This is a genomic window from Streptomyces sp. NPDC037271 (genome assembly GCF_055603605.1).
Genome location: NZ_JBVJVN010000001.1, coordinates 896,169 through 909,317, shown reverse-complemented (window position 1 = coordinate 909,317; position 13,149 = coordinate 896,169). Strand labels below are relative to the sequence as shown.

At 71.8% G+C, this 13,149-nt stretch carries 11 protein-coding genes and 2 pseudogenes; 9 read left to right on the top strand and 4 right to left on the bottom strand.

Features of this window, described 5'->3' with window-relative positions:
* Window positions 1–7: 7 nt before the first annotated feature.
* Both ACZ7G3_RS04185 and ACZ7G3_RS04180 read right to left on the bottom strand, forming a co-directional pair.
* Window positions 8–940 carry a phosphotransferase gene (locus ACZ7G3_RS04185; protein ID WP_470923111.1) on the bottom strand — a complete coding sequence of 311 codons (933 nt, stop codon included), beginning with the start codon at window positions 938–940 and terminating at the stop codon, window positions 8–10.
* Window positions 941–1,682: 742 nt separating this feature from the next.
* Window positions 1,683–2,111: a YunG family protein gene (locus ACZ7G3_RS04180; RefSeq protein WP_470923110.1), complete on the bottom strand. Its 429-nt coding sequence runs from the start codon at window positions 2,109–2,111 to the stop codon at window positions 1,683–1,685.
* Here ACZ7G3_RS04180 and ACZ7G3_RS04175 point away from each other — a divergent pair.
* Window positions 2,105–2,422: a hypothetical protein gene (locus ACZ7G3_RS04175; protein ID WP_470923109.1), complete on the top strand. Its 318-nt coding sequence runs from the start codon at window positions 2,105–2,107 to the stop codon at window positions 2,420–2,422. The genes ACZ7G3_RS04180 and ACZ7G3_RS04175 overlap by 7 nt on opposite strands.
* Window positions 2,423–2,855: 433 nt before the next feature.
* A complete protein-coding gene (locus tag ACZ7G3_RS04170; RefSeq protein WP_470923108.1) occupies window positions 2,856–4,385 on the top strand; it encodes an FG-GAP-like repeat-containing protein in 1,530 nt (509 codons plus the stop codon).
* 206 nt (window positions 4,386–4,591) lie between these two features.
* On the opposite strand, the pseudogene ACZ7G3_RS04165 reads toward ACZ7G3_RS04170, so the two are convergent.
* Both ACZ7G3_RS04165 and ACZ7G3_RS04160 read right to left on the bottom strand, forming a co-directional pair.
* Window positions 4,592–4,957, bottom strand: a pseudogene (locus ACZ7G3_RS04165) (aromatic-ring hydroxylase C-terminal domain-containing protein); the annotation flags it as partial.
* Window positions 4,937–6,550 (bottom strand): annotated as a pseudogene (locus tag ACZ7G3_RS04160) (FAD-dependent oxidoreductase); the annotation flags it as partial. The pseudogenes ACZ7G3_RS04160 and ACZ7G3_RS04165, both read right to left, overlap by 21 nt.
* Before the next feature lie 397 nt (window positions 6,551–6,947).
* Between ACZ7G3_RS04160 and ACZ7G3_RS04155 the strand changes: the two are divergent.
* The 7 genes from ACZ7G3_RS04155 to ACZ7G3_RS04125 all read left to right on the top strand — a co-directional run bounded on the left by ACZ7G3_RS04155 (window position 6,948) and on the right by ACZ7G3_RS04125 (window position 13,003).
* Window positions 6,948–8,201: a SchA/CurD-like domain-containing protein gene (locus ACZ7G3_RS04155; protein ID WP_470923107.1), complete on the top strand. Its 1,254-nt coding sequence runs from the start codon at window positions 6,948–6,950 to the stop codon at window positions 8,199–8,201.
* 313 nt (window positions 8,202–8,514) lie between these two features.
* On the top strand, window positions 8,515–9,003 hold the full coding sequence (locus tag ACZ7G3_RS04150) for a cupin domain-containing protein (protein WP_470923106.1): 489 nt from the start codon (window positions 8,515–8,517) through the stop codon (window positions 9,001–9,003).
* Window positions 9,000–10,271: a beta-ketoacyl-[acyl-carrier-protein] synthase family protein gene (locus tag ACZ7G3_RS04145; RefSeq protein ID WP_470923105.1), complete on the top strand. Its 1,272-nt coding sequence runs from the start codon at window positions 9,000–9,002 to the stop codon at window positions 10,269–10,271. Before ACZ7G3_RS04150 ends, ACZ7G3_RS04145 begins: the two co-directional genes overlap by 4 nt.
* Window positions 10,268–11,551: a beta-ketoacyl synthase N-terminal-like domain-containing protein gene (locus ACZ7G3_RS04140; protein ID WP_470923104.1), complete on the top strand. Its 1,284-nt coding sequence runs from the start codon at window positions 10,268–10,270 to the stop codon at window positions 11,549–11,551. The genes ACZ7G3_RS04145 and ACZ7G3_RS04140 overlap by 4 nt, the downstream gene beginning before the upstream one ends.
* A 197-nt stretch (window positions 11,552–11,748) precedes the next feature.
* A complete protein-coding gene (locus ACZ7G3_RS04135) occupies window positions 11,749–12,018 on the top strand; it encodes an acyl carrier protein (RefSeq protein WP_470923103.1) in 270 nt (89 codons plus the stop codon).
* A gap of 1 nt (window position 12,019) precedes the next feature.
* On the top strand, window positions 12,020–12,499 hold the full coding sequence (locus ACZ7G3_RS04130) for an SRPBCC family protein (protein ID WP_426599780.1): 480 nt from the start codon (window positions 12,020–12,022) through the stop codon (window positions 12,497–12,499).
* A 168-nt stretch (window positions 12,500–12,667) separates the two neighbouring features.
* Window positions 12,668–13,003, top strand: a complete 336-nt coding sequence (locus tag ACZ7G3_RS04125; protein WP_470923102.1) for a TcmI family type II polyketide cyclase — start codon at window positions 12,668–12,670, stop codon at window positions 13,001–13,003.
* The last annotated feature ends 146 nt before the right edge of the window (window positions 13,004–13,149 follow it).

Sequence of the window (13,149 nt, the reverse complement as noted above, 5' to 3'; positions counted from 1 at the left end):
CGCGCGCTCAGAAGGCGCCCCATGTGTCGCGTTCTTCGCCCGTTCTCAGGGACCGCATGCGCTTCTCGAACTCAGCGGCGAAGCGCTCGCTCGTCGCAGCCTGGTGGCCGACCCACGCCACCATCATGAGTTCCCGGAAGTCGGCGAGGGTTTCGTAGCCGGGCCAGTTCATGAGGTCGAAGCCGTAGCGATGGACGAAGGTCCGGTACTCCTCCTGCGCGTGCCAGCCGTAGCGGTCGTAGTACATCGCGGTGAGGATGAGGTCCCACTCTCGCGGGGCCAGGGCGAAGCCGTCGAGGTCGATCAGTACGGCGTGTCCGTCGCGGTGGCGGAGGACGTTCCCGATGTTCGCGTCACCGTGGATCAGGCCGAAGGGGAGAACGAAGTCCAGGCGGTCGTACGCCTTGCCCACCTCGGTCGCGCGCTCCTCCAGGAACTCCCTGTCTCGGTCAGCGATGCCGTCCAGGGCCGTCAGGGACGCGGCCAGCTTGGCGTGTGGGTCGAAGTACGGCAGACCAAGGTGTTCGGGCTCCTCCAGCCAGTGCAGCCGTCTCAGCAAGTCGGCGACTTCGCCCAGCGTGGCGTACTCCTCCCGGTCCTGGACGCTTTCCCAGAAGGTGACGACGCGGCCACCGACGACAGTGGGTTGGGAGACGTTCCGCGGCACTCGGTTTACCGGGAAGTTCGACGCCTCCAACCAGCGGGCGACGCCGACCGCGCGTTCCATCTCGGGGAGGGCGGTACGGTCCTGGGCGATGCGGACGATGATCGGGTCCGAGGACAGTCGGTACACGGCGTTCGAGCCGAGGCGGAGAAGGTCGGCACCCGTCGGGTCGAGGCCGGCGGCGTAGCAAGCGTCTTGGAGGATGGGGGTCGTGGCCTCCGCCGTGAAGGCCGTCTCGTCGCCGTCTTCCGGTACGCCGTCGCTGCCCGAGATCATGGGTCCGACCTTACGGGGCGCGTCCCGCGGCCGACAGGGCACCTGCGTAATGGGGACGTAATGATCTTAGTGCCGACGGCAGGGGACGAGGCTCCGGTGCAGCTCAGAGGCTGAGGGTGCCGTCAGCCCACCTGGCCTCCGGAGCCGTGTGCGCAGGTTCGAATCCTGCCGGGGGCACTTCGCGAGAAGTGCTAAAGAAGCCTCTGACCTGCAGAAGTGCAAGTCAGGGGCTTTCTTCATGCCAAAGGGCCTGGTCATGCCGCAGATGTCGAAGGTCGAGCTGTACGCGGCGATCCGGCGGGATCACCGGGCCGGCCTGGCGATGCGGGAGTTGGAGCGCAAGTACAACGTCTCCTGGCGGACGGTGCGCAAGGCCCTGGACTCGGCTTGGCCGGAGCCGCGCAAGCCGCTGCCACCGCGGCCGTCGGCGCTTGATCCGTACAAGGCAGTGATCGACGGGATCCTTCGGGTGGACCTGGACGCACCGCGCAAGCAGCGGCACACGGTGACCCGGATCTTCCACCGGCTGGTCGAGGAACACGGCGCGAACGTGTCGTACCCGATGGTCAGACGGTATGTCGCCGACCGGAAGCCGCAGATCGCGGTGGAGGCGGGCAAGGCGCCCATCGAGGCGTTCGTCCCCCAGACCCACCCGCCCGGCATGGAGGCCGAGTTTGACTTCGGCGACGTGGCAGTGCGGCTCCTACCGCCTGGCTACCACCCGCGCACGAGCCGAACAGGATCAGGCCGGCTGACGAGACACGGCCGCAGAGGCCCTCGCCTGCTGCCGATTGAGCTCTTCCAAGACGCGGTCGCGGAGAAGCTCGTACTCCTCACGGAGCCTGCGCCATTCAGTCACCGGCGGGCGGGGAATCACGATGCCTCCAGTGACGACCTCCTCCGGCCTGAACTGCTCGCGGGTGAGGTCAATCTCGATGCCCATGCCCAGGCGGTTCCACCAGTGGTAGTCCACACGCTCTCCGTTGACGTGGACCTCTCCCCGGATCAACTCGCCTCCCAGCAGGTCATTGAGCACCATGGCGGTCACACCGCACTGGTCCCGGGCCGGGTTGTTCTTGGTCCAGCGCGATCGGAACTCAGGCGTGCACGTCTCGGCACTCCAGCTGCTGCGAACGGCTCGTTCGACGTCGGTGAGAAGCAACGGTGTCATGCTGGCGATCCTGCCAGCAGCCACTGACAACGGCCGGACTCCAGCAGACACGGCAACCGGCTGCTGCCTTCAAAACTGACGAACATCTCCCGGCCCTGGAGTGGACGCTCTCCCGCCTGGCCGTCGAACCGATCGCCCGCCACGCCGCCACCCTCCTCGCTGCCGCCGGTCTGCACGGCCACAAGTACGCCAGCGACGCCATGCTCGCCGCCACCGCCCTGACCGCACCGGGGCCGGTCACAATCCTCGCCTCCGACCCCGAGGACCTCATCGCCCTGTGCGGTGGACGTGTCACCGTCGTCAAAATCTGACCGATCCGCCCCGCCAAGGCCGAGATCGGAGTCTCCACGCTCCGTCCATCCATGCGGAACGGTCGTTGAGCGGGCGGGCGGGGGCCGACTGCGGCAACCTGTCGTTCCGGCCTCCCAGGTGCCAGGTGTGAGGAGTTCGTCGCACCCGGTTGTGCGTGACGGTCGCTCGGCCCCGCTCCGTGGTCGTCCGGGCTCATGGACGGCTGCCTCGTCAAGGCGGGCCTGTCCGTCAGAGTCACCTGGACGGGAGCGACGCGACATCACGAGTTCGGCCTCAGTGGCCGTTCGCTGGACTCAACTCCCTTGCGGACGTGTGCACCCCACCTCGCAGTGGCCATCGCGCGACCTCGACGGGCTGCGGGTCACATCGTCCTGATCACCTTTACGATCAACCGACAAGTATGAACGTTGCGCAACAGGAGAGTGAAGTACGTTGCCCACCATAAGAATCCGCACCCGGCAGGCTCGCGGCGCCATGACCGCCGGCATCGTCCTGGCGGCCACTGCCGGCCTGCTCACCACGGCGCCGACCGCGCAGGCGGTGTCCGGCAAGCCCGCGGCCGCGGGTGAACATGCCTTCACCGCCCGGCTCGTCATCGGCGAGGGCGATGCCATGCGCGGCTGCTCCGCCGCGCTGGTGCACCAGCAGTGGCTGCTGACCGCCACGAGCTGTTTCGCCGCCACTCCGGGTGGCGAGGTCAAGTCGGGCAAGCCCGCGCTGAAGTCCACGGCGACCCTGGGCACGCGGACCCTCGGCATCGTCGAGGTGGTCCCGCGCGACGACCGGGACGTGGCCATGGTCCGGCTCGCCGAGCCCGTCACCACGGTCGCGCCGGTGGGGCTGGCCGCCGACGCCCCCGAGGCGGGTGAGACCCTGATCGGTGCCGGATTCGGGCGGACCCGCACCGAGTGGGTCCCGACCCAGTTGCACACCGGTGAGTTCCGGGTGGACTCCGCCACCGACACCACCGTGGCGCTGACCGGTCAGGACGGCGTGTCCGTCTGCGCCGGTGACACCGGGGGCCCGGCTCTGCGCCGCACGGACAGTGGGGTGGAGCTGACCGCCATCCACAGCCGTTCCTGGCAGGGCGGGTGCTTCGGCGGGACGGAGACCCGGACCGGTGCCGTGGACGCCAGGGTCGACGGCTTGGCGGGCTGGGTGAAGGACGTCCGCAACCGCGACCGGAGCCACTCGGCCGACGTCGACGGCGACGGCAAGGCCGACCTGGTCGTCCTCCGCTCGAACGGCGACGTCGCGGTCCACCGCAACCAGGGGGACACCTTCGCCCCGGGCCGGGTCATGTCCGGCGGCTGGGGCCTCTTCGTGACCTGGAAGGACCTGGGCCGGCTGTACTTCGCCGACGTCAACGGCGACCGCAAGGCCGACATGATCGTCCACACCAACGACGGCAACATCGAGGTGCGCACCAACCACGGCACCTACTGGGACCAGGGCACGCACTGGTCCGGCGGCTGGGGACGCTTCATCGACGGCAGTGACCTGGGCCGGCTGTACTTCGCCGACGTCAACGGCGACGGCAAGGCCGACATGATCGTCCACACCAACGACGGCAACATCGAGGTGCGCACCAACCACGGCACCTACTGGGACCAGGGCACCCACTGGTCCGGCGGCTGGGGACGCTTCGTGACCTGGAAGGACCTGGGCCGGCTGTACTTCGCCGACGTCAACGGCGACCGCAAGGCCGACATGCTCGTCCACACCAACGACGGCAAGATCGCCGTCCGTACCAACCACGGCACCTACTGGGACCAGGGGACGCACTGGTCCGGCGGCTGGGGACTCTTCATCGACGGCACCCAGCTGGGTACCCTCAAGTTCGGTGACGCCACCGGCGACGGCAAGGCCGACATGTTCGTCCACACCAAGGACGGCAGGGTCGCGGTCCGCACCAACCACGGCACCTACTGGGACCAGGGCAAGTTCATGATCACGCTCTGACGTCATGACTCGGCAGAGGTGTCGGACGACCGGCTCCTTCGCCCGGTAGTCCGTACGGCTCAGCTCTGACGGCCCGTCATACGACGGTCGTCTCACGGCACCGACCGTCACAACGGAGACCACTCCCCGGTTCGCCTCGGAACGAGAGGCCGCAGATTGACCGGGGAGTGGTCCACGTTCGTGTCCGGGCGGGGCAGCCAGTCACGTCACGGCCGTGCCAGTACCGTCCCCACCACCTGCCGCAGCATCGACTCCGGGTCCGGGACCGGGCCCGGGGAGCGCCACGCCACGAAGCCGTCGGGGCGGATGAGGACCGCGCCGCCGTGGGTCACTCCGTGGGCCCTCGCCCAGTCGGTGTCCTCGTCGTCCGGGGTCAGGTCCGCCTCCGGTGTCCCGCCCACGCGGTACGACTTCAGCGGAACCCGCATGTCGGACGCCAGGCGCGTCGCCGCCTCGTGCCAGCCGGTGGGCTGTGCCGCGTCGCTGAGCAGGACCAGGGAGTCCTCGTAGAGGTCCAGGGAGGAGATGCGGGCGGCGTCGTCGCCGTGGCGGAGCCAGAGGTGGGGAGCCCTGCTGCCGGGGGCGCCGGTGAGGTCCAGGCCGTCCGGCACCACCGGTGCTCCCGGGTCGGCGCCGACCACCGCGCCCTGGGTGTAGCGGTAGCCGAGGGCGACGTTGAGGATGCCGGCCTGCGGGCCGCCACCGGGGCCTCCGCCCGGGCCGCCAGGGCCGCCACCAGGGCCACCGGGGCCACCGGGGCCACCGGGGCCACCGGGGCCACCGGGGCCCCCAAAACCTCCGAGAGCTCCGGGGCCGCCGGGACCGCCGGGACCGCCACCAGGACGTCCGCCCGGAGCAGCACCGGGACCGCCGGGACCGCCGGGACCCCCGGGACCGCCGCCAGGACCTCCGCCCGGACCGCCGGCCGGTGCTCCGCCCGGGCCGCCTCCGGGGCCACCGGCCGGCCCCGCACCCGGCCCCCCGCCTCCCATGCCCGGCGGAGGCGCGAATCCCGGGTGGCTGTGTTCCGCCGAGCGGCCCGCGGCTCGGGCGCTGGTGGCCTCCGCGACCGGGCGGCGTTCCGCGTCGTAGGTGTCCAGGAGGCCGTCGCCCGCCCAGCCCTCCAGGACCGCGGCCAGTTTCCAGGCGAGGTTGTGGGCGTCCTGGATGCCGGTGTTGGAGCCGAAGGCGCCGGTGGGGGACATCTCGTGGGCCGAGTCGCCGGCCAGGAAGACGCGGCCGGAGCGGTAGCTGCGGGCGACGCGCTGGGCCGCGTGCCAGGAAGCCTTGCCGGTGATCTCGACGTCGAGGTCCGGGGCGCCGATCGCGCGGCGGATGTGGTCGGCGCAGCGGTCGTCGGTGAAGTCCTCGACGGTCTCGCCCTGTTCGGGGTGCCAGGGGGCGTGGAAGACCCAGTTCTCCCGGTTGTCCACCGGGAGGAGGGCTCCGTCGGCGTCCTCGTTGGTCAGGTAGCAGACGATGAAGCGGCGGTCGCCCACGATGTCGGCGAGGCGGCGGGAGCGGAAGGTGATGCTGACGTTGTGGAAGAGGTCGCCGGGGCCGCTCTGGCCGATGCCGAGTTGCTCGCGGACGGGGCTGCGGGGGCCGTCGGCGGCGACCAGGTAGTCCGCGCGGATGGTGGTGTGCTCGCCGGTCTCCCGGCTCTTCACGATCGCGGTGACGCCCTCGGCGTCGGCCTCGAACGACAGCAGTTCCGTGCCGAAGCGCAGGTCGCCGCCGAGGTTCGTGGCGTGGGTGAGGAGTTCCGGCTCCAGGTCGTTCTGGGAGCACAGGCACCAGGAGCTGGGGCTGAAGCGGGCCAGTCCGCCCCCCGCGTCCATCTCCTTGAACAGCCACTCCCCCGCGTCGCCGACCAGGGTGGGTGTCTGGAAGATGCCGTGGTTCCCGGCCAGGGTGGCGGCGGCCTTCCTGATGTCCGGCTCGGTGCCGGACACGCGGAAGATCTCCATCGTGCGGACGTTGTTGCCGCGCCCGCGGGGGTGGATGGAGGTGCCGGTGTGGCGCTCCACCAGGGTGTGCCGGATGCCCAGCCGCCCCAGGAAGACCGAGGTCGACAGGCCCACCAGGGATCCGCCGACGATGAGGACCGGGACTCGGTGGACCCCGGGGGCGGATCCGCCGGACCGGTCGGCTCTTGTGTTCATTGTTCGTCCTCCGTTGTGACGCACGTTCGTCCTGTGTCGTGACGGACGTCGTCTTCCGTTGCGACGGACGCGGTCCTTCGTCGTGGCGGTCGCCGTCCTCCGTTGTGACGGACGTGGTCCTCCGTCGTGACGGACGTTCGCCCTCCGTGTGCCGGACCGTCGTCGCGTGACTCGCCCCGCGGCAGATCTGCGCCGGGGGTCTTCATGCATGCCCCGTGCGGCCCGATGAGGCCCGCGGCGGCTCAGGCTTCACCCGCTTAACCCTCCCGGTTCGCGGACCTCGCGGGCACGGCTCACGATCGTGCTTACTGCGACCGCCGCGCCGCCGAAGTCATGGCCCGCGCCGCGACGATCGCGCCCAGTCGACGAGAAAGTTCCCCGAGAAGAGGTGGGCCGCATGACGGTCTCTCCCGTCGTAGCGACGGGTACCGGGTCGGCGGATGCCCGGACCACGGACGCCACGGACGCCACGGACGCCACGGCGGCAGCGGCGGCATCGGCCGCCGCGGACGCGGTCGGCGTGTCGATATCCGCGTTCGACGGATCCCGCGTGCGGGTCGTCCTGATGCTGGACATCCACGACGGAATGCAGCAGGAGTTCCTGAACGCCTACGACGGCATCCGTGACCGGGTCGCCGCCGTTCCGGGACACGTCAGCGACCAGCTGTGCCAGTCTGTGGACAATCCCACCCAGTGGCTCCTCACCAGCGAATGGGAGAGCGCGGTACCTTTCCTGGCCTGGGTCAACAGCGAAGAGCACCTCGACACCGTCGAGCCCCTGCAGGACTTCGTGCGCGACACGCACTCCCTGCGCTACAGCGTCCTGCGGGAGACCCCCGGCGAACAGCCCCCGTCCGCGACGGCCGGTGAGCCGCCGCAGGCCGCTCCCCGGATCGGCAGCGACGTCGTACGGCACGCCCTGACCTTCACCGTACGGCCCGGCAGCGAAGGAGAGGTCGCCCGGCTGCTGGCCGACTACGCGCCGCCCGACGCCCGTGTCGACGACTCCGGCCGGCTGCTGCGCACCTCGGTCTTCCTGCACGGCAACCGGGTCGTGCGCGCCGTGGAGGTGCAGGGCGACCTGCAGACCGCGCTGCGCCACGTCGCCCGGCAGCCCGGGGTGCGGGCCGTCGAGGAGGCCCTCAACCCGTATCTGGAACAGGTCCGGGACCTCCACGATCCCCGGTCCGCCCGGCGGTTCTTCACCCGGGCCGCCATGCCGGCCGTCCACCACATGACGTCCTGCGTCCGCGCCGACGCGCGCGACATGCGGCTCGCGCTGTTCTACCCGGCCCGGGCCGGCGCCGGTCCGGAACTGGCCCGGCTGCTGGCCGGCCGGGACGCGGCGGCCGCGCACGACCCGGACAGCCCGGTCCGCGCCGCCACCGTCTTCCACCGCGACGACTTCGTCATACGGCTCGTCGACGTGGTCGGCGATCCGGCCGACGCACCCGCGTTCGTCCTGGGCCTGCACGCGTCCGCCGGCACGTCCGGGGCCACCCCCGCCGCAGAAGTCGCCGAGGCCGAGCAGTTGCTGGACACCGCCGCCGCCGGCGTCGACGGGCCCCTGACGGACGAACGCACGCTGTCGCTGCTGCTGGCGCGGGCCCGTATGACCCTCCTGACCGACCGGCGCTCGGACGACCCCTGAGCCAGGCGCGCATCACGCGGGCGGACCGGATCGAACCGGGGCGAAGCGGTGTGGACCGAGGGTGACCGGGGCGGACCGGGCCGGGCCCGACGGCGCGCCCGCTGGTCCGCGCGGACCTCTCCGCCTCCCCGGCCTCCCCGAACTCCCCGCCCCTCATCCGCTCCGACATCTCAGACCTCTCCTCCCCTCATCCGCTCCGACCTCTCCGCACCTCTTCCTCCCCTCACCCTCCCCGCCTCTCCGCCCCTCACCCTCCCCGCCTCTCCGACCCCTCCGACGTCCCATCGCCTCCCGTCATCCCGGAGTGAACGACATGACAGACCAGCAGGTACGCATCGTCTCCCTCGGCGACATCGCGCCGAACCGCCGCCGCGGCGGAGACCTCCGCGCCCTTCTCACGCCCACCACCGCCGGGTCGACCAGCGGCTTCATGGGCGTGGCCATCGTGCAGCCCGGCGACCGCATCGCGGAGCACTACCACCCGTACTCCGAGGAGTTCGTGTACGTCACCGACGGCACGCTCGAGGTGGACCTGGACGGCGTCCCCCACACCCTCTCCACGGGGCAGGGGCTGCTGATCCCGCAGGACATGCGCCACCGCTTCCGCAACGTGGGTGACGTCGAGGCACGCATCGTCTTCCACCTGGGGCCGCTGGCCCCGCGGCCGGAGCTGGGACATGTCGACACCGAGGACGCGGCGGGCAACGCCCTCCCCCACGATCCGGACCGGGCGGGGTGCGCCGGGCACGGCGGGCACGCCGGTCAGGAGCGTCCCGCCGCCGCGGCCGAGGCGGTGTCATGAGCCGGCGTCGGGTCGCCGTCACGGGCATAGGCGTCGTCGCCCCTGGCGGGATCGGCGTACCCCAGTTCTGGAACCTGCTGTCCGACGGCCGTACGGCGACGCGCCGCATCTCCCTGTTCGACCCGGCCGGGCTGCGTTCGCAGATCGCCGCCGAGTGCGACTTCGAACCGTCCGAGCACGGGCTCGACCTCGCCACGGTCCAGCGGTGCGACCGGTACGTGCAGTTCGCGCTCGTCGCCGCCGCCGAGGCGGTCCGGGACGCCGACCTCGACATGGCACGTGAGAACCCCTGGCGGGCCGGCGCCACGCTGGGCACCGCGGTCGGCGGCACCACCCGGCTGGAGCACGACTACGTTCTCGTCAGCGAGCGCGGCTCCCGCTGGGACGTCGACGACCGGCGGGCCGAGCCGCACCTGGAGCGGGCCTTCACCCCGGCGACGCTGTCGTCGGCCGTCGCCGAGGAGTTCGGCGTCCACGGTCCGGTGCAGACGGTGTCCACCGGGTGCACGTCCGGCCTGGACGCGGTGGGGTACGCCTATCACGCCGTCGCCGAGGGACGCGTCGACGTGTGTCTGGCGGGCGCGGCGGACTCGCCGATATCCCCGATCACCATGGCCTGCTTCGACGCCATCAAGGCGACCTCCCCGAACAACGACGACCCCGCGCACGCCTCCCGCCCCTTCGACGCCGACCGCAACGGCTTCGTCATGGGAGAGGGCGCCGCCGTGCTGGTCCTGGAGGACCTGGAGCACGCCCGGGCCCGTGGTGCCGCCGTGTACTGCGAGATCTCGGGCTACGCCACCTTCGGCAACGCCTACCACATGACCGGGCTCACCAAGGAGGGCCTGGAGATGGCGCGGGCCATCGACACGGCGCTCGACATGGCCGGGCTGGACGGCACCGCCATCGACTACGTCAACGCACACGGCTCCGGTACCCAGCAGAACGACCGGCACGAGACCGCGGCCGTCAAGCGGTCGCTGGGCGAGCACGCCTACGCGACACCGATGAGCTCGATCAAGTCGATGGTGGGCCACTCGCTGGGTGCGATCGGCTCGATAGAGCTGGCCGCGTGCGTGCTGGCGATGGCCCACCAGGTGGTGCCGCCCACGGCCAACTACACGACCCCCGACCCGGAGTGCGACCTGGACTACGTGCCGCGCGAGGCACGCGAGCGGACGCTGCGGCATGTGCTGTCGGTGGGCAGCGGCTTCGGCGGCTTCCAGTCCGCCGTCGTACTGAGCGGCTGTGAAGGAGGGCTGCGATGAGCGGACCACAACGGACCACGCGCCGTCGGCAGGACGGACGCAGGCGGGCCGTCGTCACCGGACTCGGTGTGGTGTCCCCGCACGGCATCGGGGTCGAGGCGTTCTGGAAGGCGGTCGAGGACGGCGCCAGCAGCCTCGGTCCCGTCACCCGCGAGGGCTGCGACCACCTGCCGCTGCGGGTCGCGGGCGAGGTACGCGGCTTCGACGCGGCCGACACGGTCGAGGACCGCTACCTCGTCCAGACCGACCGGTTCACCCACTTCGCGCTGGCCGCCACCGACCTCGCCCTGGCCGACGCCCGGTTCGGCCGCGCCGACGTCGAGTCGCCGTACTCGGTGGGCGTGGTCACCGCCGCGGGGTCCGGCGGCGGCGAGTTCGGGCAGCGGGAGCTGCAGAACCTGTGGGGTCAGGGGTCGCGGTACGTCGGTCCGTACCAGTCGATCGCCTGGTTCTACGCGGCCAGCACCGGCCAGGTCTCCATCCGCAACGACTTCAAGGGCCCCTGCGGGGTCGTCGCCGCCGACGAGGCGGGAGGCCTGGACGCCCTGGCGCACGCGGCGCTCGCCGTACGCAACGGCACGGACACGGTGGTCTGCGGCGCGACCGAGGCGCCGCTGGCCCCGTACTCGATCGTCTGCCAGCTGGGCTATCCCGAGCTGAGCCGCGCCACCGAACCCGACCGGGCCTACCGCCCGTTCACCGGTGCGGCCTGCGGGTTCGCCCCGGCCGAGGGCGGTGCCGTGCTCCTGGTGGAGGAGGAGGCGGCGGCCCGGGACCGCGGGGCCGACGTGCGGGCGACGGTGGCCGGGCACGCGGCGACCTTCACGGGTCCCTCCCGGTGGGCGGAGTCCCGGGCCGGGCTGGCCCACGCGATCCAGGGCGCGCTGGCCGAGGCCGGCTGCCGGCCCGAGGAGGTGGACGTGGTGTTCGCGGACGCCCTCGGTGTCCCGGAGGCCGACCGGGCCGAGGCCCTCGCCCTCGCCGACGCGCTCGGCCCGCACGCCCGGCGCGTGCCGGTCACCGCGCCCAAGACCGGAACCGGGCGGGCGTACTGCGCGGCACCGGTGCTGGACGTGGCGACCGCGGTGCTCGCCATGGAGCACGGGCTGATCCCGCCCACCCCGCACGTGTTCGACGTGTGCCACGACCTGGACGTGGTGGCCGGCCGCGCCCGCCCCGCCGAGACCCGCACGGCCCTGGTCCTCGGCCGCGGGCTCATGGGGTCCAACTCGGCGCTCGTCCTGCGACGGGGCGGCACCGCGCCGTCCACGGACGGATGACGGACGACCGTGCCGGACGACCGTGCCGGACGACCGGTGACGCGCAGCGGACGACCGGCCACCGGCGACGGACATCCGGTACCGGGCGACCGGCGACCGGTGACGGGCGACCGATGGCCCACCCGACCCGACCAACGCCAACCCCGAGTGAGCGCCGCTTCCGGGCGAGCGCCGAACCGAGTGAAGGAGCACCTCGCATGACCGACCAAGTGGACTACCAGGTGACCGTCGAGGAACTGGCGACGCTGATGAAGCGCACCGCCGGCGTGCACGTCGACCCGGTCACCCTCCAGCAGCAGGCCGACGCCGGTTTCGACACCTTCGGCCTGGACTCCCTCGGCCTGCTGGGCATCGTGGCCGAGCTGGAGAAGCGGTACGGGCTGGGTCTGCCGGAGCAGGCCGAGCGCTGCAAGACGCCCTCGGATTTCCTCGCGCTGATCAACGGCGCCCTGAAGACGGGAGTGTGACGTGGCAGGTCACACCGACAACGAGATCACCATCGCCGCGCCGATGGAGCTGGTCTGGGACATGACCAACGACATCGACAACTGGCCCCGGCTGTTCAGCGAGTACGCCTCCGTGGACGTGCTCGACCGCGACGGGGACCGCGTCACCTTCCGGCTCACCATGCACCCGGACGCGGACGGCAAGGTGTGGAGCTGGGTCTCCGAGCGGGTCGCCGACCCGACGACCCGCACCGTCCGCGCCCACCGGGTGGAGACGGGCCCCTTCCAGTACATGAACATCGTCTGGGAGTACGCGGAGACCGCCGAGGGTGTCCGGATGCGCTGGATCCAGGACTTCGCGATGAAGCCGGACGCACCCGTGGACGACGCCTGGATGACGGACAACATCAACCGCAACTCGCGTACGCAGATGGCCCTGATCCGGGACCGGATCGAGCAGGCGGCGGGCGAGCGACGCCCCGCCTCCGTGCTCGCCGACTGACACCGGGCCGACCGACATCCGGCCGGCTGACCCGCGAGCCGGCTGACACCCGGGCCGGCCGACCCCGAGCCGGAGAACACCCGAGCCGAGCAACGCCCAAGCCGGACGACACCCAAGCCGAACCACACCCCACCTGAGCCGACCGACATCGACGGAGGGCACCTCCCCATGCACCACACCCTGATCGTCGCCCGGATGACACCCGGCGCGGCACCGGACATCGCGAAGGTGTTCGCCGAGTCCGACAGCGGCGAGCTGCCCCACCTGGTGGGCGTCAACCGGCGCAGTCTCTTCGAGTTCGGTGACGGCGTGTACATGCACCTCATCGAGAGCGACGAGGACCCGGCCCCGGTCATCGGCCGGCTGACCGGGCATCCGGAGTTCCGCCGGGTCAGCGAGCGGCTCGAACCGTACGTGTCGGCGTACGACCCGGCGACCTGGCGCGGTCCGAAGGACGCGATGGCGCGCTGCTTCTACCGCTGGGAGCGGACCGCCGCCGGCTGACGGTCCGCCGCCTCCCCCACCGCGGGGGGGGGGGGGGGGGGGGGGGGGGGGGGGGGGGGGGGGGAGGGGGGGGGGGGGGGGGGGGGGGGGGGGGGGGGGGGAGGGTGCGAGGGGGACGGGGGGGGGGTGGGGGGGGGGGAAGCGAG

Coding starts and splice junctions, on each gene's coding strand:
- ACZ7G3_RS04185 (WP_470923111.1), bottom strand. CDS start 940: ATGATCTCGGGCAGCGACGGCGTACCGGAAGACGGCGACGAGACGGCC.
- ACZ7G3_RS04145 (WP_470923105.1), top strand. CDS start 9,000: ATGAGCCGGCGTCGGGTCGCCGTCACGGGCATAGGCGTCGTCGCCCCT.
- ACZ7G3_RS04140 (WP_470923104.1), top strand. CDS start 10,268: ATGAGCGGACCACAACGGACCACGCGCCGTCGGCAGGACGGACGCAGG.
- ACZ7G3_RS04125 (WP_470923102.1), top strand. CDS start 12,668: ATGCACCACACCCTGATCGTCGCCCGGATGACACCCGGCGCGGCACCG.
- ACZ7G3_RS04180 (WP_470923110.1), bottom strand. CDS start 2,111: ATGACACCGTTGCTTCTCACCGACGTCGAACGAGCCGTTCGCAGCAGC.
- ACZ7G3_RS04155 (WP_470923107.1), top strand. CDS start 6,948: ATGACGGTCTCTCCCGTCGTAGCGACGGGTACCGGGTCGGCGGATGCC.
- ACZ7G3_RS04135 (WP_470923103.1), top strand. CDS start 11,749: ATGACCGACCAAGTGGACTACCAGGTGACCGTCGAGGAACTGGCGACG.
- ACZ7G3_RS04150 (WP_470923106.1), top strand. CDS start 8,515: ATGACAGACCAGCAGGTACGCATCGTCTCCCTCGGCGACATCGCGCCG.